Below are 19,840 nucleotides of genomic sequence, written 5' to 3' on the forward strand. Positions count from 1 at the left end.
AGGGGCGGTTTTAGAAACTGAATGTTAAAAAAAAAGATCGATTCCGAATGTTTAATAAGGAATCGATCTCATATTCGCCAAATCAGTGATACGTTATTTTTGTGTTGCAGCTTTCATTGCAGAAACGAATTCACCTAGCTTGTCGAGCATAATTTGTGGCTGCTCAACGTTCGCTTCAATGATTTTTACCACGGCTGAACCAGAAATTGCACCAGCCGCACCAGATTCTAGAGCTTGTTTCACCTGTGCAGGCTCTGAGATGCCAAAACCAAGTAGTGCTGGTGGTGCATCAAATTGGTTTAGTCTATCTAGCATATGACCTACAGGCATGTTTGCTTTGGTTTCCGCGCCAGTCACACCTGCACGAGATAGTAGGTACGTGTAGCCACCACCTAGCTCTGATACTTGCTTCAGTGTCTCGTCACTTGCCGTTGGTGGTGCGATGAAGATTGGGTGAATACCAAACTTCTCTGCAGCAGCAACAAACTCTGCACTTTCATTGGTTGGTACGTCTGCAATCAAAACCGAATCGATGCCCGCTTTTGCGCAGCGCTCATAGAAATTTTCGATACCACGAGAGTATACAAGGTTCGCGTACATCAGAAGGCCAATAGGTAGCTCAGGGTACTTAGCTCGGATCTTACCAATTTGCTCGAAGCAGATATCAGGCGTAGCACCAGAATCTAGAGCACGAATGTTCGCACCTTGGATAGTCGGGCCATCCGCAAGAGGATCTGAGAATGGAATACCGAGCTCTAGGGCATCTGCGCCCGACTCAACCAATGTTTCCATGATCTTGTAAGACTGTTCTGCGTTTGGATCGCAAACCGTTACGAACGGTACAAACGCGCCTTGGTTTTTCTCGTTTAGGCGCTCAAACATCTTTGCATAACGGCTCATTAGATCGCTCCTTTTTCTTCTAGGATGGCATGTACAGTGAAGATATCTTTATCACCACGACCTGATAGGTTCACAACTAACAATTGTTCTTTTTCTGGATTCTCACGAGCCATACGCAGTGCATGAGCCAGTGCGTGAGAAGATTCTAGAGCAGGGATGATACCTTCGTGACGCGCAATTTCTTGGAATGCTTCTAGTGCTTCATCATCCGTCACGTTGTCATATTCAGCACGGCCAATTGCGTTTAGATGTGCGTGCTGTGGACCAACTGAAGGGAAATCAAGACCAGCAGAGACAGAGTATGACTCTTCAACTTGACCGTTTGGATCTTGCATCAATGGCGCTTTCATACCAAAGAAGATACCCGTTTTACCGTGTTTAAGTGGTGCGCCGTGTTGGTCGGTATCGATACCTTTACCTGCTGGCTCAACACCAATTAGGCGAACGCTTTCTTCTTCGATAAAGTCAGCAAACATACCGATAGCGTTTGAACCACCGCCCACACATGCGATAACTGCGTCAGGAAGACGACCTTCACGTGCCAAAATCTGATTCTTCGTTTCTTCACCAATCATGCGTTGGAAATCGCGCACGATGGTTGGGAATGGGTGAGGACCTGCCGCTGTACCTAATAGGTAGTGCGCGTCTTCATAAGTTGCAGACCAGTCGCGTAGTGCTTCGTTACATGCGTCTTTAAGTGTTGCGGAACCAGAGTGGACAGGAATAACTTCTGCACCCATTAGCTTCATACGGAATACGTTCGGGCTTTGACGCTCAACGTCTTTTGCACCCATGTAAACGCGACACTTAAGGCCAAGTAGTGCACACGCTAGTGCGGTTGCAACACCGTGTTGGCCTGCGCCAGTTTCAGCGATGATTTCGTTTTTACCCATGCGTTTCGCAAGTAGCGCTTGACCCAACACTTGGTTGGTCTTGTGGGCACCACCGTGAAGTAGGTCTTCACGTTTTAGGTACAGTTTGGTTTTCGTACCTTTGGTTAGGTTACGAGTTAGAGTCAAAGCCGTTGGACGGCCCGCATACTCTTGAAGAAGCGTCATGAATTCGCTGCGGAATTCTGGATCTTCTTGCGCGTCGATAAACGCTTGCTCTAGTTGCTCCAGTGCTGGAACTAGAATTTGCGGAACGTACTGACCGCCGTATTCGCCAAAGTAGGCATTCAGTTTTGCCATCGTTATATTCCTTCTCGTATTTTTCGCTACGAATAGCTTTAAATTTTTTAGCTGATATCCAGCTTTAGTAGTTGCGAATAGCGGTGAATGCCGCGAGCAACTTCTGTGAATCTTTTTTGCCTGGTGCGCTTTCTACACCAGAGTTTAAATCTAATCCCAAGCAACCTAGTGTCGCTGCTTGTTGAGCATTTTCTGGCGACAGTCCGCCCGCTAGCATAATTTGACTTGGGTCGCCGATCAGTGACCAGTCGAACACTTGACCAGTTCCGCCAGTTTGAGTGCCAACTTGCGCATCTAATAAATGGCGATCAATGTTGTCTGCTAGCAGTTCTGGCTTGGCATCAGTCACGCCGTAAGCTTTCCAAATTTCTACCGCTGCTGGCAGTTTGGCTTTGAGTTGGTTTACGTAAGCTTGGTCTTCTTGGCCGTGCAGTTGCACCGCTTTTAAACCCAAAGAGGTGACGACAGAAGCAACAAAATCGATATCGTGATTTTGGAAAACGCCAACGTAATTCAGTGGAGCTCCGCTCATGGTTAAGCGAGCACCTTCAAGGTCAACCGCACGCTTCGACTTCTCGACAAAAATCAGGCCACCAAATACCGCGCCAGCTTGATACGCTTTTGCTGCGTCATCTGGGTGAGTAAGACCACAGACTTTGTTTTCACCCAGCGTCACTTTGCGTACAGCAAGTTCTAAGTTGTCTTCTGCCATCAGTGAACTACCAATCAAGAAGCCGTCTGCGTATTCCGCTAAATCACGAACTTGTTGATGCGTATAAATGCCAGATTCTGAAATTACCGTCGCGTTTGGTGCTAATTCGCGAATTGTCGGCGCCAGTTCTTTAGTACGATTCAAATCGGTACTTAGGTCTCGAAGGTTACGGTTATTGATGCCGATAACGCGAGCGCCTAGCTTAACGGCACGGTGAAGCTCTTCTTCGTTGCTCACTTCGGTCAGGATGCCCATGTTCAGGCTGTGTGCTGCTTCTTCTAGGGCTTTGTACTCTTCGTCATTCAGGACAGACAGCATTAGCAAGACAGCATCAGCACTGTAATGACGCGCTAGGTAAACTTGGTAGGTGTCCACCATGAAGTCTTTACACAGAACGGGCTGTTTGACTTGACCTCTTACCTGAGGAAGAAAGTCAAAGTTACCTTGAAAGTATTTCTCGTCTGTTAGTACCGAAATTGCATCAGCATGGTTGTTGTAAACCGATGCAATGTAATCCAAGTCGAAGTGATCACGAATCAAACCTTTAGAAGGAGACGCCTTCTTACATTCGGTGATGAATGCTGTCTTTTCGCCACCCAGAGCATCGTAGAAGCTGCGGTCCGATGGAAGCAAATCAGACTGAAATGTGCTTAGCGGTTGAGACACCTTACGGTCTGCTACCCACTGATATTTGTCGCGGACAATTTTCGCCAGTACTTCTGCCATTTCTGCTTCTTTCTTAGAAACGTGTTCAGACAGGTTGTCAGCTTGCTGAGTGTTGAAGTCAGTCATCTTCTTCAATTCCTTAAGCGTGTGCGGCAAGTTGTTGTACCAATTGGTACGCCTTACCAGAATTCATTGCCTCAATCGCTTGTTGCGTGTTGGCTTTTAAATCTTCGTGGCCGAATAGACGCATTAGCAGAGCAACGTTTACTGCCACTGCGCCCAATTGTGCGTCTGTACCTTTACCCGTCAGAATATTGGTAATGATCGCTTTGTTTTCTTCAGGATCGCCACCTTTGATCGCTTCTAGTGGGTGTGCTTCTAGACCGAAGTCTGCTGGTGTTAGCGTGTACTCAGTGATCTTGCCGTCTTTGATTTCTGCAACCGTTGTTTCACCGTGAATCGCCACTTCATCCAAACCACTGCCGTGTACTACTGCTGCGCGCTTCATACCCATTTGTAGCATGGTTTCTGCGATAGGACGAACCAGTTCTTCACTGTAAACGCCCATCAATTCGATGTTTGGACGAGCAGGGTTAATCAGTGGGCCAAGGATGTTAAAGATGGTGCGTGTTTTCATGGTTTGACGCACTGGCATCGCATGGCGCACACCACCGTGGTATTGAGGTGCAAATAGGAAAGCAACACCGATGTCGTCTACCGCTTTGCGCGTATCTTCTGCGCTCATAGCTAGGTTAATACCAAACGAGTCAAGAAGGTCAGAAGAACCAGATTTACTCGAAACGCTGCGGTTACCGTGTTTCGCTACTTTTAGACCACATGCTGCAGCAACAAACGCCGCAGTGGTTGAAATGTTGATGGTGTTGTGACCGTCACCACCAGTACCTACGATATCTGCGAAATCGTAATCTGGGCGAGGGAATGGGTTTGCGTTTGCCAGCAGTGCTTTCGCCGCGCCCGCAATTTCGTCTGGCGTTTCGCCTTTGATTTTTAGTGCAGTCAGCGCTGATGCCATCAAAATTGGGTCTAGCTCACCACGGATAATGATGTCGAATAGCTGTTGGCTCTCTTCCTGAGTAAGCGATTCTTGCTCGTACAGTTTGGTAATAATAGGGTTGATGATTGCTTCCATATTTCCTCTCCTAAATTTCTTATGTGCCAGTGCTTTTTAAGCAGTGAGTGGGTTAGCTGAAGTTTGTTCTTCAAGTGCCCATTCAATGGCATTGGCCAACAGTGTTGCTCCGTAGGTCGTCATAATAGATTCCGGGTGGAACTGGAACCCGCAAACTTTATCTTCTTCATGTACAACAGACATTACCAAGTCATCCACTTCTGCTGTGATGTTTAGGCTCTCAGGAACCTTGGTCGCAACCAGCGAGTGGTAACGTGCAATCGCAAGTGGTGATGGTAGGTTTTGGTAAATCGCATGGTTTTGGTGCTCCATCATAGAGACCTTACCGTGAATGATTTCGCCTGCGCCAGCAACGGTGCCGCCGTATGCTTCAACAATCGCTTGGTGACCAAGACAAATCCCGATCATCGGCACTTTGCCTTTCATGCGTTGGATAAGCTCTGGCATTGAGCCTGCCTCTGACGGTGCGCCTGGGCCTGGCGATAGCAGAACCACTGGGTTTTCAAGCTCGTTTACCGCTTGTTCAATGGTTTCTGCTGGGATGTTGTTTCGGTAAATCTTGACTGAGTGACCTAGCGAGCGGAATTGATCCACAAGGTTGTAGGTGAACGAGTCAAAGTTGTCGATAAAAATGATATTAGCCATCTCTGAACCCTATTCCTTATTGTGATTTATGCGCTGCTTGGATAGCAGAGATTACCGCTTGTGCTTTGCCGCGCGTTTCGTCTGCTTCCGCTTGTGGATCAGAGTCGAACACCACGCCAGCACCAGCTTGAACTTGAGCAATACCGTTCTCAACGTACGCTGAGCGGATCACGATACAAGTATCTAATGTACCTTCGCCAGTGAGGTAACCCACAGCACCGCCGTAGCTGCCGCGTCGTGCGCCTTCTACGTCGCGAATCAACTGCATTGCACGAATCTTTGGTGCACCAGTGAGCGTGCCCATGTTCATACATGCTTGGTATGCGTGCAGCGCGTCTAGGTCTTCACGTAGTTGACCAACCACACGAGAGACCAAGTGCATTACGTGGCTGTAGCGGTCGACTTTTAGAAGGTCTGCTACGTGGCGAGTGCCAGCTTGAGCAATACGAGCGACGTCGTTACGCGCTAAGTCAACCAACATCATGTGCTCTGCGTTTTCTTTCATGTCGGTGCGCAGTTCAAGTTCGATGCGGCTATCTAGGTCGAAATCAATCTCGCCGTTAGGGCGCTTACCGCGGCGACGAGTGCCTGCGATTGGGTAGATTTCAATTTGGTTAGTGTCGGTTTCGTACTTAAGCGCGCTTTCTGGTGATGCGCCAAACAGAGTGAACAGCTCATCTTGCATGTAGAACATGTAAGGGCTTGGGTTACTTTGTTTCAGTTCTTTGTAAGCCGCAAGTGGGGAAGGGCAAGGTAGAGTGAATCGGCGAGATGGTACAACTTGGAATACATCGCCTTTCACTACGAACTCTTTTAAGTCGCGAACAGTTTGGCAGAAGTCTGCATCAGATACGCTAGGTTCTACCGTTACGTCAGCGATTTGTTTTGCGCTTGGCAGTAGTTTTGGCGCTGCACACTGAGCGCTGATTTCTGCAATACGAGCCTCTAACGCCGTTTTCTCTGAACCATCAACAAACAACGTCGCTTGAAGCTGACAAGATTCCGTTTGATGGTCGACAACAAGTAGTGTTTCCGCAACATAGAAAACGTAATCTGGACACTGATTTGTTGCTTCTGCATTACCAAGCGGCTCGAAGTTTGCGACTAAGTCGTAGGCAAACAGACCACCAAGGAAAATCGCGTGCTTGTCTTGCTGCGAAATATCAAAACTATGCTGAACCAAACGCAGCGCATCGAAAGAAGAGGCTTCACGTAGGCGAGAGTCTTCATCTAACGTGTCGCATGGCTGGCTAAATTCCAAAGTTAGCGTTTCGCCATCGAACTTACTCTCAACGTCACCACGGATGTTCTGGTTTAGATGAGACAGTAGGTTTTTACCGTTGTTGGTCAAGGCGTGCATGCTAACAGTGTGGCCAAAGCAGACAATGCGAACCGCTGAATCTACGATCAGCAGGGATTTCAAATCTTGCTTCGAATCGATCTCAGCAGATTCCAGCAACAGGCTGTCAGTTTTGTTTTCACATAAAGTGTGGAACAAACGAGTCGGGTCTTGAGTATAAGGGACGGAAGCCGTTAGCACTTCAAGCTGTCCAAGTTTCTTAATTTCAATGGCCTTGTTCACAAGACCTCCTTATAGCTGTTTTACATCTTCCTGCCGTACATAGTCGCATAAAGCAAACGTTCACCCAATCAAGTTTTGGTCATATCCGATGAATGTTTGAGCAGTTGAATGTGAGATGGACGACAAAACAAAAAGCCCGCTGAAGTAGCGGGCTTTGTGACATTTAATTCTCTAAACTAGAAGTACACGTTCGCCCACCAAGAACTTGTCCAAGTGCGCCACCAAGCAAGGTCAGAAGATTTCATCTTATTCAGACGAACTGCAACTTTCGCTTCCTGGTTTTGGTTAAATTCTTGTAACATGGTGAGCCTTAAATTAGGTACTTCGTATTTATGTACTAGTTAACTAGTGCAGAGATAAAAAGTCAACCCCAAAACAGCATTAAAACGACAAAAAGATGAGAATTGATTTACACAGTCACACCACCGCGTCAGATGGTCGATTTGCACCACACGATTTAGTGGATAGGGCATTGAGTTTTGATATCGAGGTTTTGGCGATCACGGATCATGATACGGTTGACGGCTTAGCTCCGGCCAAGCAATACGTTGAAGAGAATAATCTGCCGATAAAAATCATCAACGGTATAGAAATTTCGACTGTTTGGCAGAACAAAGACATCCATATTGTTGGATTGAACATCGATCCAGAAAGTCCTGCGCTGGCAGAACTGATTCAACAGCAAAAAGCGCATCGTGTTGCCAGAGCAGAGATGATTGCTGAACGTTTGCAAAAAGCGACTCGCGAAGGTGTGCTAGAAGAAGTTCAACAAATCGCGGGTGATGCGCCAATCACTCGTGCACACTTTGCCAAGTGGTTGGTGGATAATGGTTATGCCAAAAACATGCAGATGGTGTTCAAGAAATTTCTAACCCGCTCTAACCCAGGTTACGTGCCACCTAATTGGTGCTCCATGAAAGATGCGGTTGATGCGATTCATGCTGCTGGAGGCTCTGCTGTTCTTGCGCATCCGGGTCGTTATCAACTGACTGCGAAGTGGGTGAAACGCCTATTAGCCGCGTTTGTTGAGGCGGGTGGGGATGCAATGGAAGTGGCACAGCCTCAACAAGCGCAACAAGAAAGACGCAACTTGGCTGATTATGCTATACAATACAAACTATTAGCTTCTCAAGGCAGCGACTTTCACTATCCATCTCCGTGGATGGAATTGGGAAGAAACCTCTGGTTACCCGCGGGCGTAGAACCAGTTTGGAAAGATTGGGGTATTGATCCTTCGTTGGATAACGCTCAACAAGACGAAATCGAGAACCGATAAAAATATAGAGCCGAGAGGTTCGATAATGAGGAATTACAATGAGCCAGTTTTTTTACGTTCACCCAGAAAACCCACAGGCTCGCTTGATCAATCAAGCAGTAGCAATCATTCGTAGCGGCGGTGTGGTGGTTTACCCAACCGACTCAGGTTACGCACTAGGCTGTCAGTTAGAAAACAAACAGGCGTTGGAACGTATTTGTCAGATCCGCCGTCTGGATGATAAGCACAACTTTACTTTGTTGTGTCGTGATTTGTCGGAGCTTTCTTTGTACGCACGCGTAGACAACGCGGCATTCCGACTACTGAAAAATAACACGCCGGGTCCTTACACTTTCATCTTCAAGGGCACAAAAGAAGTACCGCGTCGTTTGATGAATGCAAAACGTAAGACCATCGGTATTCGTGTACCCGATAACCGCATTGCACTAGACCTGTTGGAAGCGCTTGGTGAACCAATGATGTCTACGTCACTTATCCTACCGGGTAGCGATGTGACGGAATCGGACCCAGAAGATATTCGTGACAAACTAGAGCATGCTGTAGACGTGATTCTTAACGGTGGCTACTTAGGTGAGCAACCAACAACGGTTATCGACTTCAGCGAAGGTGAAGCGGTTGTTGCTCGTGTTGGTTCTGGCGACCCGGCACCATTTGAGTAACTGCTTTTACTCTTAACAAAACAAGAAAGGGAGGCGTGAATGCCTCCCTTTTTACTTTGAATCCGCTTATTTTTGATTCAATAGAATGGTGCCAGTTTAGGCGAAATCGAAGATGTCGATACCGTGGTGCTCAATGTAGTTGATGTAGCCTGCATCAATACCTTTCAGTGTCACTTCTACATTAAACTCGTCACTTGAGTAAACTGCCCAACCGAAATCGTTGTAAGACAGAGTTAAGTCGTCTGCCGAGTCCAAGAACGTATCGCGAATACCATCGTTGTTGGTATCTAAACCCATATCAAAGACAAGCTTGTCGTGACAAATGTTGAAATCGAGAATTTCTGATTTTACTTCGATGTCGTTTGAAGAAACTGGCTGATCGGGAACGCCAACAGCAAGACGGTTGGTCATTACGAACGTGTCATCGCCGCAACCACCAGCAATCACAGAATGACCATCACCGACAACTACGGTGTCGTCACCCCATCCCGCATTGATAAAGTTGTTGCCTGAGTAGTCGAAAATTGTATCGTCACCACAACCACCAAATAACAGGTCATTACCTAAGCCGCCAGACAAGTAATCATCACCTGAACCGCCTGAGAGTAGGTCATTCCCTCTGCCACCTAGTAGGGTATCGTCACCACGACCACCGAAAACATAGTCGTTTCCACCAAAGCCAACAAACTTATCGTCGCCGCCAAAGCCGACAAAAATATCAGTCGTGTCTGAGCCTTTTGTGCCGGTCATATTGTCATCTTCTGAGGTGCCAAATATCCAATTTAGGTCAAGATTTGTATGAGACATTTATTATTCCTTTTCATCTGATTAAGGGAGCTAGCAAGCTGTAGGGTTATCTTTCTTATAGCCCTGACAATTTTATCAGGTAGGGGATTTTTTAAGAGGTGGACACAGACCCATAATAGTGCGGTTCTAATGCCAATGAGTCTGGTACTAAGTTGGAGAAGATGATGAGTTTAGTGTGAGTTTCCGAAGGACATTCTGCAGTGACAATATCGACGATTTTGCTTACATTAAATCAGAGAATCTCGTATAATGTCCGACCGAAAAAATCCCAATAGGTTGGGTAACTTGCACAATTGAAGACCAATTCTGGTCTCGACGTCTGTGAAGACGACACATAGGTAGATAAATGAGCGAAAAGTTACAAAAAGTATTAGCACGTGCTGGACACGGTTCTCGTCGTGAGATTGAATCGTTAATTAAATCTGGTCGCGTTAGCGTGAACGGAATCGTAGCTAAACTTGGTGAAAGACTAGAAGATGAGAACAGCGTAGTTCGTATCGACGGTCACATTGTGTCTGCGAAGGCACAAGAAGAAGTGATCTGTCGTGTATTGGCTTACTACAAGCCAGAAGGTGAACTATGTACTCGTCACGACCCTGAAGGTCGTCGCACTGTTTTCGATCGTCTGCCAAAAATTCGTGGCTCTCGTTGGATTTCAGTTGGTCGTCTTGATGCGAACACATCTGGCCTGCTGCTTTTCACAACGGATGGTGAGTTGGCAAACCGCCTAATGCACCCAAGCCGCCAGGTTGAGCGTGAATACCTAGTACGCGTATTTGGTGAAGTGAACGAAAAGAAAGTTCGCAACCTAGTAAGTGGTGTTGAACTTGAAGATGGTATGGCTCGTTTTGAAGACGTAGTACATGCGGGTGGTGAAGGTATGAACCACACGTTCTACGTAGTGATTAACGAAGGTCGTAACCGTGAGGTTCGTCGTTTGTGGGAATCTCAAGAATGTACGGTTAGCCGTCTAAAGCGTGTTCGTTACGGTGATATCTTCCTAGACAAGAAGCTGCCTCGTGGCGGTTGGATGGAACTAGACCTGAAAGAAGTAAACTACCTGCGTGAGCTTGTAGAACTTCGTCCAGAGAAAGAAACCATGCTTGATCTAAACAAAGACAACACATCACGTAAGCGTGAACGTGCTCGTAGCCAAAAAATTCGTCGCGCAGTTAAGCGTCACGAAGAGCGTGTTAACACACCAAAAGGTCGCAGCAACAACCCTTCTCGTCGTAAACCGAAGAAGGCTGCCGGTGACCAAGGCGCACGTAACAAGCATCGTTAATCGATAGCAGAAAATTAGAAAGGCTTGCTACATTGGCAAGCCTTTTTCTTATCTAGCGTTTCTCGTTAGCGATCTTTCTTGTTTGCCAATCACAAGTAGCTTTGACTTACAGATATAAAAAAACACCAGCGCGAGGCTGGTGTTTTTGATCATGATGAGGAAATCGTTAATCACGTTTCCAAAGCATATGACAGAACTTATGTTCTGGGTCTCGACTGATTAGCATACGAGCAAAAACGTCATCAAGTACGTCATTTTCCTCGTTTACTAAGCCGATTCGAACTTCTGCATACACTTCTTTGTCGATATCGAAGCCAACGTGTTCAACCCAGTCATCACCAGTTTCAACAAGTTCTGCGGCACCACGATCTTCAAATTGCGCAGTAAACAGAATGACATCAGCTGGCTCTAGGTTATCTGGAGCCATCTCAAGGAAGATGTCGTACGCAGCGTCGATAACGTCGTCGTAAGAAATCAAATCAGACATACTTATGCTCGGCTCATGTATTTACGTTCAGTCGTGTTGATGATTACACGGTCACCAGTCGCGATGTACTCAGGAACTTGAATAACAAGACCTGAAGCAAAGCGTGCAGGCTTAGTACGTGCAGATGCAGATGCACCTTTAATTGAAGGATCAGTTTCTTCAATCACTAGCTCAACAGAAGAAGGAAGCTCGATACCAACAGCAGAGCCGTTGATTAGGATAAGGTGAATACCTTGAGTGTCTTCGTTGATGAACAGAAGCTCATCTTCAACTTCGTTGTGCTTGAATGTGTATTGTGAGTAGTCTTCGTTATCCATGAAGATGTGCTCATCGCCATCAGCGTATGAGTAAACAACTGCACGTTTGTTCATTTCTACTGTTTCAACAACGTCATCAGACTTGTAACGCTCGTCTACACGCGCACCAGTGTTTAGATCTGTACAGCGCATTTTGTAGATTTTAGCGCCGCCACGACCACCTGGAGTGGTTACTTCGATGTCTTTAACTAGAAGAGTTTTACCATTAGACTCGATTGCGAAGCCTTTTTTGATTTCACTTGCCTTTGGCATTGTATTTTCCTATTTACACTTATTAAGCAAAACTTGGTGATTATAGCGCTAAGTTGCTTGTCTGGCATCAAAATTCCGCACAGTAATTTGCAGGTCAATAAGGGCTTTAATGGGCTTGATTCAAACGCTAGGCTAGTGGATCATATAGCCCATCGTCCGTTAAAAGCTTGAGATCGCGTTTTCTTCAATGTCTCTCCCTGTCATCGACCCAAAGCATCCATTCCAACCTGAATTTGAACCTCTGCTAAGAGAAGTTCTGGCGTGCCTCAAAGGCGGGCTAGGGGCCAATCTTCATAGTGTCTACGTCTATGGCAGTGTGGCACGCAAGTCGGCGGTTGCAGGAAAATCGAATCTCGATATGGTCGTTGTCACTAAGTCGAACTTTGAAAACAGTCGCGCTACTTTGCTGAACACCATCAAATGGCGAGCTCAACAGGGGTACCCTCACGTTAAAGGAGTATCGATTCGTACCGCCTTGGTGAGTGAAGTCGCGAACCTAGACAGCATCTTTACTTGGGGCTTTATGCTCAAACACTGCTGCGTGTGCGTCTACGGAGATGATCTGGCGGATTGTTTTGGCGATTACGTCCCAAGCTGGGAGATTGCTAAGCACTGGAACATGGATGTCGAAGACTGGCTATCGGTGTATCGCACTAAGATAGTACAAGCACAAAGCATTGAAGAGCTGGTCAGTGCCCAAGTGACTATCGCTAAGAAGCTGCTTCGTGCGTCGTACTCGCTTGTCATGTATCGAGACAAACGTTGGTTTGATGATCCGCTTGAATGTGGGGAGCAATTTCTACGATACCACCCAGAAAAGCAGTTAGAGATAGAACGCCTTGGCATTTTGCTCTCTGGTCGTGCTATCCCGAAACGTTCTGTGATTGGTTTAATTGACGGTTTTGGTGAATGGTTGGTGGCTCAGTACCAAAAGACCGAATTTCGTATTGGGTAACGTCAGCTAGCGTTAACTCCATTCAATCTAGAATCTGATTTAGAACAGCCCCATCTGCGGCGCAGATAACTGCTCGAAGTCTGTGCCAATGAACGGCAAAATCGCATCCGCAACCGGCTTTAGCTGTTTATCAATGTAATGCTGGTAGTCGATAGGGCTATTGAGATACTCGTGTGGCTCAGGCCCATTCACTGTAATTAAGTATTCGATTCGGCCTCGGTTTTGATATTGCAGAGGGCGGCCGAGTTTGGCATTGATGTCGTCGGCTAAACGCGCAGCACGTACTTGTGGCGGAATATTTTTCTGATACTCATGCAATTTGCGTCGTAAGCGCTTTTGATACACCAACTGATCATCAAACTCTCCGGCATTGGTTTTCTCAACCATCTCTCGTACGTAATCACTAGGGTCTTCACCATGGAAGATCATTTGGTACAAAGTGTTTTGGAATCGCTGCGCCAGCGGTGTCCAGTCGGTACGTGCGCTCTCTAACCCTTTAAAGATGATGCGTTCTTGTTCGCCTTCACCAATCAGGCCTGCATAGCGTTTTTTCGAGCCCGTTTCGGCACCTCGAATGGTCGGCATCAAGAACTTGCGATAATGAGTTTCGTACTCAAGTTCAAGAATCGAGTTGAGGTTGTACTCACTGCGCAGGTGGTCATTCCACCATTGGTTGATGTAGTCGACCAGTTCATTACCAATTTTATCGGCGTCCGCTTGGCTATACGCGCCATTTAACGATACAAAGGTTGAGTCGGTGTCGCCGTAGATCACTTGATAACCTTTGTCCTCAATCAGAACTTTGGTTTGCTTCATGATTTCGTGCCCACGCATAGTGATACTAGAAGCAAGGCGGGTATCAAAGAAACGACAGCCGGAAGAACCAAGCACACCATAGAAAGAGTTCATGATGATTTTGATTGCTTGCGAGAACGCTTTTTCGTTGTTCTTCTTTGCGACATCGCGCGCTGCCCAGAGCTTTTCGATCATCTCTGGCAAGAAGTGCTTTGAACGATGGAACTGACCACCACGAAATCCCGGTACGGCTTCATCTTCTGCTTTGCCGATTTCAAGCTGCAAACCTTCGACTAAGCCCATAGGGTCAATCAGAAATGAGCGAATAATAGAGGGGTACAGACTCTTAAAATCGAGCACCAATACGGAGTCATAAAGGTTAGGGATAGAGTCCATCACATAGCCGCCCGGGCTAGCTATCCAGTTTTCTGGATGCAGATTTGGCGCAACATAACCGGCTCGGTGGATTTGCGGCAAATACAAATTGGTAAACGCGGCCACTGAGCCTCCGACGCGATCCAGTTCTACACCTGTGAGGCGAGAGCGTTCAATCGCAAAGTCGAGTAGGTGAGTGTGGTCAAAAATCTTGTTCACCAACACACAATCTTGCAGGTTGTATTTAGCCAAAGATGGTTTGTCTGAACGGTACATGCGATTGATTTCATCCATTCGGTCATGCACGTTATGGATCTCTTTACCTTCTCCGAGCAGTTCTTGTGAAACGGACTCAAGTGACCATGAGCGGAAGTGGTACGTCGCGGTTTTCAGCGTATCGATACCATCTAGCACTACACGACCGGGTATAGAGATAAAACCTTGTTGGCTTTGCGCGGAGCTACGGAAAAAACTCGGTTGGTCTGCTCGGCCTAACATCAACTTCATGTTGTGCCACTCTGCGCGTTTATGCAGCAGGCGAAAATCGAAGTCGATAACGTTCCACCCAACAATCACATCTGGGTCAAATTGCTTAAACCACGCGATTAAAGCATCGAGCAAAGCCTTCTCGTCTTTTACCCATTGAATTGGCGTGTCTGCTTGTTCTGGCTCACCAATCATGATCACACGTGAATCGACAGGGCTGTCTAAACCAATGGAATAGAGGATACCTTTTTCAGAGCATTCTAAGTCGAGGGAGACCACGTGTAACTTAGGTTGATACTCGCCTGTTCGACACTTAGCGTTTTGGACGCGTTGGAACCCGTTTCGAGATTGTAGATTCCCGGTAAACTCCATGCTGCCCTTGATAAAGCGTTCCATCAGATAACGATCGGCAAGCCGTACATCGCCTTCGAAATGAATGATGTCGTTTTGCTTAAGTTCATCTTGTAGGGCGAACGCGTCTTTTGTGGTCTGGGTATAACAGGCGGCTAAAGGTGTGAGTTGGAAGTTCTTTAACTCTAGCGGGCGCATGTCGACAGCAATTTGTTTAGCCGCGGCAAATTGTTTGGTTTGTTCGATTCGCGCTTGTTCAATAAAGAAGACAGGTCTTTCTCCTTGAATCAACAATTGGGTCGGACCATTCTCGGTCGAAAGCCACAACTCGATTTGAGTTTGACCTTTGATGTCTCGGGCTTGGCGAGTGAGAAGGAAGCCTTGTTGGATGTTCAATAGAGAGAAACCTTGTAAATCAATGAAAAACGTATTCTATCATTAAGAACTGTAAAAATAACCAGTGAAAAGTAATGCTCTATTTTGCTGGTTAAATCGTAGTGCCTTGGGTGTACAAAAGCTGAGATAGGTCGCTTATGGAATAACCATTTATGGGTGATATTGCGTTTTGCTGAGCAAAGTGAAATCTAGCTGCTTGATTTATTGGAGCTTATGTTGTTAATTAGCTTGTCTTAAAATTCGGCTTTGCACAGAGCACACTCAAATAATAGAGTGGTTTATGAATAAGTTCTTGCCAAACTTTGCGTTTAAGCACATATTCATAGAAAGCAATTTTTTGCCATATGCGTTAGTATATAGGCACTCATACTGATATCCACATTTGACAAATGTTATGTGGGTGCAGAGCCAATAAAAGTGTGGAGATACAAGTTTGATAAATGTTTTCCTTGTAGATGATCACGAGCTGGTTCGCACAGGGATACGACGTATTATTGAAGACGTCCGTGGAATGAACGTAGCAGGAGAAGCTGACAGCGGTGAAGAAGCAGTAAAATGGTGTCGTAGTAATCATGCTGACGTCGTTTTAATGGATATGAACATGCCAGGAATAGGCGGCTTGGAAGCCACGAAAAAGATTCTTCGCGTGAATCCAGATGTAAAAATCATCGTACTAACCGTTCATACGGAAAATCCGTTCCCAACTAAAGTGATGCAGGCGGGTGCTTCTGGTTATTTAACTAAAGGCGCGGGTCCTGATGAAATGGTTAACGCAATTCGTGTGGTTAACAGTGGGCAGCGTTACATCTCGCCAGAGATTGCGCAGCAAATGGCATTGAGTCAATTCTCACCTGCCTCAGAAAACCCATTTAAAGACCTTTCTGAACGCGAACTGCAGATCATGATGATGATCACCAAAGGCCAGAAAGTAACGGATATTTCTGAACAATTGAATTTAAGTCCAAAAACAGTCAACAGTTATCGCTACCGACTGTTTAGCAAGCTGGACATTAATGGTGACGTTGAGTTAACACACTTAGCGATCCGCCACGGAATGCTGGACACCGAGACCCTTTAGTGTGAATCAACCCTTCGATTCGGCTTCCTTTCTCAAGACAGTAACTCATCAGCCCGGCGTTTACAGAATGTACAACGCCGAGGCTGTTGTCATTTATGTAGGCAAAGCCAAAGATCTCAAAAAGCGCCTCTCAAGCTACTTTCGTAAAAAAGTAGATAGCGAGAAAACGCGCGCCCTCGTAAGCAATATTGCTAAGATTGATGTCACGGTCACTCATACCGAGACGGAAGCGCTCATCCTTGAGCACAACTACATCAAGCAATACTTACCGAAATACAACGTACTTCTGCGTGACGATAAATCGTACCCTTACATTTTTATTAGCGGTCATAAACATCCGCGATTGTCTATGCATCGTGGTGCGAAAAAGCGCAAAGGTGAATACTTCGGACCGTATCCGGATTCTGGCGCGGTACGAGAAACCTTGCACCTTTTGCAGAAAACCCTCCCTGTTCGCCAGTGTGAAGACACAGTGTATTCCAACCGAACTCGTCCATGTTTGATGTATCAAATTGGTCGCTGTGCAGGCCCATGTGTGAGCACGATTATTTCGGATGAAGAATACGCAGAGCTGGTGGGCTTTGTTCGTTTGTTTTTACAGGGTAAAGATAAGCAAGTACTTGAGCAGCTCATTGAGAAGATGGAAGTGGCAAGCCAACAACTTCGTTTTGAAGATGCGGCTAAATTCCGCGACCAGATCCAAGCGATTCGACGCGTACAAGAACAACAGTACGTTTCAGAAGACAGTATGGATGATATGGACGTGCTTGGTTTTGCCCAAGAAAACGGCATTGCTTGTATCCATATCTTGATGATTCGTCAGGGTAAGGTGCTAGGCAGTCGTAGTCATTTCCCTAAGATTCCACAGAACACTAGTCAACAAGAAGTGTTTGATAGCTTCCTTACCCAGTACTACTTGAGCCATAACGAGGCGCGTACTATTCCTTCTCGTATTATCTTGAATCAAGAGCTAGGTGGCGATATCGAGCCGATTCAGCAAGCTCTGAGTGAAGTAGCGGGGCGCAAGGTTCAATTCCATAGTTCTCCAACAGGTTCACGCGGTCGTTACCTTAAGTTGTCCAATACCAATGCGTTGACGGCGATTACCACTAAGATTAATCACAAGATGACCATCAATCAGCGTTTCAAAGCACTGAGAGAAGTCTTGGGTATGGAAACCATCGCTCGCATGGAGTGTTTCGATATCTCGCATACGATGGGCGAGAGCACTATTGCCTCCTGTGTGGTGTTCAACAGTGAAGGTCCAGTCAAGCAAGAGTATCGTCGCTACAACATCACAGGCATTACGGGTGGTGATGATTACGCAGCGATGGGACAGGCATTAGAGCGCCGTTATTCGAAGCAACTTGATGTAGAGAAGATACCTGACATTATCTTTATCGATGGTGGTAAAGGGCAGCTGAATCGTGCTCATGAAATCATTTCGCAGTACTGGGGAGATTGGCCAAAGCGTCCGACTATGATTGGTATCGCGAAAGGGGTGACACGTAAACCAGGTCTTGAAACCTTAATTACCGTAGATGGTGAAGAATTCAACTTGCCAAGTGATGCACCAGCGTTGCACCTGATCCAACATATTCGAGATGAGAGCCATAACCATGCCATCGCAGGGCATAGAGCGAAACGTGGAAAAACGCGTCGTACCAGTGCTTTAGAGGGAATTGAAGGCGTTGGACCAAAACGTCGTCAAGCTTTGCTCAAATACATGGGTGGTTTACAGGAATTAAAGCGTGCAAGTGTCGAAGAAATCGCCAAAGTACCGGGAATTAGTCACTCTTTGGCAGAAATTATTTTCCAAGCATTGAAACAATAAGGAAAATCCCGCAACATTAAGCCGCAATGTGTAAGAGAATAATAAAATGCGTTTGAATATCCCGAACATTCTATCTCTACTAAGACTGTTCCTAATCCCAGTTTTTGTGGTTGTTTTCTATCTACCTTACTCTTGGGCTCCTTTTGCAGCAGCAATGGTTTTCTGGGTTGCAGGGTTTACCGATTGGTTAGACGGCATGCTAGCTCGTAAGTTAGGTCAAACCTCTCGTTTTGGTGCCTTCATCGACCCAGTCGCTGATAAGGTCTTAGTCGCCACTGCTCTGATTATGATTACGGAGCACTACCACACGATTTGGGTAACCATTCCTGCGGTAACTATGATAGCGCGAGAAATCATCATCTCTGCATTGCGTGAATGGATGGCAGAAATCGGCAAACGAGCCAGTGTTGCGGTTTCTTGGGTCGGTAAAGTAAAAACCGTGTCTCAAATGTTCGCATTGTGGGTGTTGATTTGGCGTTACGATGATTGGATGGTATGGCTAGGCTTTGGCGCCCTTTATATCGCGACTTTCCTAACGTATTGGTCAATGGTTCAATACTTAGCGGCGGCGAAAGATGATTTGCTCAACGAAGAGCACCATTAATCAAATAACACATAAATAGCATTTTAAGAAGCAGGCGATATAGCCTGCTTTTTTTATGCCTCGGATTTGTGATGAAAAAATGTGACATGAGTCTTGTTTTTAATCCGACTAAACGCTTAGTGCGGTTTGTTCCTTTAATTATCGATAGTTAATACAGAAAGGAACGCCACAGAATAGGTGAAAGGTGTAGCTCGATATTCATGATAAACAAGAGTATTTGGGCTAATCTCAGTATTAAAACTAATCAATTTACCGTCTTTCGCACAAATTCTGGCCAAACGATTTAAAAAAATAAAAATAGTGTTGACTCGATCGTCCGAATCCGTAGAATGCATTCCGTACCCAAGAGAGCACAGCTTGAAAGGGTGGTGAAAGAAGAAATGCTTACTTCACAAATGAGGCGCCTTGGCAGAGTGGCTATGCAGCGGATTGCAAATCCGTGGACCTCGGTTCGACTCCGGGAGGCGCCTCCATCATTCTCTTTAAGAATGAATGCGACACTAGCTCAGTTGGTAGAGCGCAACCTTGCCAAGGTTGAGGTCACGAGTTCGAACCTCGTGTGTCGCTCCAAATAAAAATGATATGGCGTTAAGCGGTATCAGATGATGGTGTTTTACTTTTCTGTAAAGGCATCACAAAGAAATTTGTGTGCCCTGGTGGTGGAATTGGTAGACACAAGGGATTTAAAATCCCTCGACGTTCGCGTTGTGCCGGTTCAAGTCCGGCCCGGGGCACCATTTCAAATCTGCGACACTAGCTCAGTTGGTAGAGCGCAACCTTGCCAAGGTTGAGGTCACGAGTTCGAACCTCGTGTGTCGCTCCAGATTCGGAAAGCCCAGCATTTATGCTGGGATTTTTCGTTTTTAACGATTCAATTTCAATGAGCTCAGTTTTCTCATCCCCAGAGCTTCACACCACTGATCAGAATCGGTTTGTCACATCTTCAATATTATACCAATCGTAGTAAATAACTGGTCATTCTAGCTTGTTAAAATACTCGATAACTGCGTTGCAATTTTTGATTGTAGAATAACTACT

The 19,840-nt window shown here is 46.1% G+C and carries 18 protein-coding genes, 4 tRNA genes and 1 other annotated feature; of the genes, 11 read left to right on the forward strand and 11 right to left on the reverse strand.

What is annotated here, in order from left to right:
- Nucleotides 1-93 precede the first annotated feature (93 nt).
- The 7 genes from trpA to ACLIIY_RS04685 form a co-directional block, all read right to left on the reverse strand.
- Nucleotides 94-900 carry a tryptophan synthase subunit alpha gene (gene trpA / locus ACLIIY_RS04655; protein ID WP_042522821.1) on the reverse strand — a complete coding sequence of 269 codons (807 nt, stop codon included), beginning with the start codon at nt 898-900 and terminating at the stop codon, nt 94-96.
- Nucleotides 900-2,090: a tryptophan synthase subunit beta gene (gene trpB / locus ACLIIY_RS04660; protein ID WP_005445041.1), complete on the reverse strand. Its 1,191-nt coding sequence runs from the start codon at nt 2,088-2,090 to the stop codon at nt 900-902. Before trpB ends, trpA begins: the two co-directional genes overlap by 1 nt.
- Before the next feature lie 64 nt (nt 2,091-2,154).
- The gene (gene trpCF, locus ACLIIY_RS04665) at nt 2,155-3,594 is read right to left on the reverse strand and encodes a bifunctional indole-3-glycerol-phosphate synthase TrpC/phosphoribosylanthranilate isomerase TrpF (RefSeq protein ID WP_434528201.1); all 1,440 of its coding nucleotides are present in this window, start codon (nt 3,592-3,594) and stop codon (nt 2,155-2,157) included.
- A gap of 13 nt (nt 3,595-3,607) precedes the next feature.
- Entirely contained in the window at nt 3,608-4,618 is a 1,011-nt protein-coding gene (trpD, locus tag ACLIIY_RS04670) for an anthranilate phosphoribosyltransferase (RefSeq protein WP_009700797.1), read from the reverse strand.
- Nucleotides 4,619-4,654: 36 nt separating this feature from the next.
- Entirely contained in the window at nt 4,655-5,263 is a 609-nt protein-coding gene (locus ACLIIY_RS04675) for an aminodeoxychorismate/anthranilate synthase component II (protein WP_045480888.1), read from the reverse strand.
- Between the two features lie 16 nt (nt 5,264-5,279).
- A complete protein-coding gene (locus tag ACLIIY_RS04680) occupies nt 5,280-6,845 on the reverse strand; it encodes an anthranilate synthase component 1 (protein ID WP_409579326.1) in 1,566 nt (521 codons plus the stop codon).
- A gap of 126 nt (nt 6,846-6,971) precedes the next feature.
- Nucleotides 6,972-7,075, reverse strand: a sequence feature (Trp leader region).
- On the reverse strand, nt 7,022-7,147 hold the full coding sequence (locus tag ACLIIY_RS04685) for a Trp operon leader peptide (RefSeq protein ID WP_432595139.1): 126 nt from the start codon (nt 7,145-7,147) through the stop codon (nt 7,022-7,024). Its footprint overlaps the feature before it by 54 nt.
- A gap of 95 nt (nt 7,148-7,242) precedes the next feature.
- On the opposite strand from ACLIIY_RS04685, the gene rnm reads away from it, so the two are divergent.
- Both rnm and ACLIIY_RS04695 read left to right on the forward strand, forming a co-directional pair.
- A complete protein-coding gene (gene rnm, locus ACLIIY_RS04690; RefSeq protein ID WP_005434959.1) occupies nt 7,243-8,121 on the forward strand; it encodes an RNase RNM in 879 nt (292 codons plus the stop codon).
- 38 nt (nt 8,122-8,159) lie between these two features.
- Nucleotides 8,160-8,780, forward strand: coding sequence for an L-threonylcarbamoyladenylate synthase (locus ACLIIY_RS04695; RefSeq protein WP_005434958.1), 621 nt, complete (start codon nt 8,160-8,162; stop codon nt 8,778-8,780).
- A gap of 96 nt (nt 8,781-8,876) precedes the next feature.
- Here the strand turns inward: ACLIIY_RS04695 and ACLIIY_RS04700 are convergent, their stop codons facing one another.
- Complete coding sequence (locus ACLIIY_RS04700) at nt 8,877-9,587, reverse strand: calcium-binding protein (protein WP_009706913.1); 711 nt, start codon at nt 9,585-9,587, stop codon at nt 8,877-8,879.
- Nucleotides 9,588-9,933: 346 nt separating this feature from the next.
- Here ACLIIY_RS04700 and rluB point away from each other — a divergent pair, with 346 nt between their 5' ends.
- Nucleotides 9,934-10,872 (forward strand): 23S rRNA pseudouridine(2605) synthase RluB, encoded by a 939-nt coding sequence (gene rluB / locus ACLIIY_RS04705; protein WP_005434955.1) that lies wholly within the window; start codon nt 9,934-9,936, stop codon nt 10,870-10,872.
- Between the two features lie 166 nt (nt 10,873-11,038).
- On the opposite strand, the gene ACLIIY_RS04710 is transcribed toward rluB, so the two are convergent.
- Both ACLIIY_RS04710 and efpL read right to left on the reverse strand, forming a co-directional pair.
- Nucleotides 11,039-11,359, reverse strand: coding sequence for an HI1450 family dsDNA-mimic protein (locus tag ACLIIY_RS04710; RefSeq protein WP_005431208.1), 321 nt, complete (start codon nt 11,357-11,359; stop codon nt 11,039-11,041).
- A gap of 2 nt (nt 11,360-11,361) precedes the next feature.
- Nucleotides 11,362-11,928, reverse strand: coding sequence for an elongation factor P-like protein EfpL (gene efpL, locus ACLIIY_RS04715; RefSeq protein WP_005431209.1), 567 nt, complete (start codon nt 11,926-11,928; stop codon nt 11,362-11,364).
- 187 nt (nt 11,929-12,115) lie between these two features.
- On the opposite strand from efpL, the gene ACLIIY_RS04720 reads away from it, so the two are divergent.
- Nucleotides 12,116-12,883, forward strand: a complete 768-nt coding sequence (locus tag ACLIIY_RS04720; RefSeq protein WP_054824144.1) for a hypothetical protein — start codon at nt 12,116-12,118, stop codon at nt 12,881-12,883.
- 39 nt (nt 12,884-12,922) lie between these two features.
- Here ACLIIY_RS04720 and ACLIIY_RS04725 read toward each other — a convergent pair whose 3' ends face one another.
- Nucleotides 12,923-15,286 carry a DNA polymerase II gene (locus ACLIIY_RS04725; RefSeq protein ID WP_434528202.1) on the reverse strand — a complete coding sequence of 788 codons (2,364 nt, stop codon included), beginning with the start codon at nt 15,284-15,286 and terminating at the stop codon, nt 12,923-12,925.
- A gap of 433 nt (nt 15,287-15,719) precedes the next feature.
- Between ACLIIY_RS04725 and uvrY the strand changes: the two genes are divergently transcribed.
- The 7 genes from uvrY to ACLIIY_RS04760 all read left to right on the forward strand — a co-directional run bounded on the left by uvrY (nt 15,720) and on the right by ACLIIY_RS04760 (nt 19,625).
- Nucleotides 15,720-16,364 (forward strand): UvrY/SirA/GacA family response regulator transcription factor, encoded by a 645-nt coding sequence (gene uvrY, locus ACLIIY_RS04730; RefSeq protein ID WP_005434947.1) that lies wholly within the window; start codon nt 15,720-15,722, stop codon nt 16,362-16,364.
- Between the two features lies 1 nt (nt 16,365).
- A complete protein-coding gene (uvrC, locus tag ACLIIY_RS04735; protein ID WP_071226582.1) occupies nt 16,366-18,198 on the forward strand; it encodes an excinuclease ABC subunit UvrC in 1,833 nt (610 codons plus the stop codon).
- A gap of 46 nt (nt 18,199-18,244) precedes the next feature.
- Entirely contained in the window at nt 18,245-18,802 is a 558-nt protein-coding gene (gene pgsA, locus ACLIIY_RS04740; RefSeq protein ID WP_009706909.1) for a CDP-diacylglycerol--glycerol-3-phosphate 3-phosphatidyltransferase, read from the forward strand.
- Nucleotides 18,803-19,201: 399 nt separating this feature from the next.
- A tRNA-Cys gene (locus tag ACLIIY_RS04745) sits at nt 19,202-19,275 on the forward strand.
- A 21-nt stretch (nt 19,276-19,296) separates the two neighbouring features.
- Nucleotides 19,297-19,372: transfer RNA gene (locus ACLIIY_RS04750), tRNA-Gly, on the forward strand.
- An 80-nt stretch (nt 19,373-19,452) separates the two neighbouring features.
- Nucleotides 19,453-19,539 (forward strand) — tRNA-Leu (locus tag ACLIIY_RS04755).
- A gap of 10 nt (nt 19,540-19,549) precedes the next feature.
- Nucleotides 19,550-19,625: transfer RNA gene (locus tag ACLIIY_RS04760), tRNA-Gly, on the forward strand.
- Nucleotides 19,626-19,840 lie beyond the last annotated feature (215 nt).

The sequence above is a fragment of the Vibrio sp. K4 genome, assembly GCF_051122595.1.
Classification (GTDB): Bacteria; Pseudomonadota; Gammaproteobacteria; order Enterobacterales; family Vibrionaceae; genus Vibrio; species Vibrio owensii.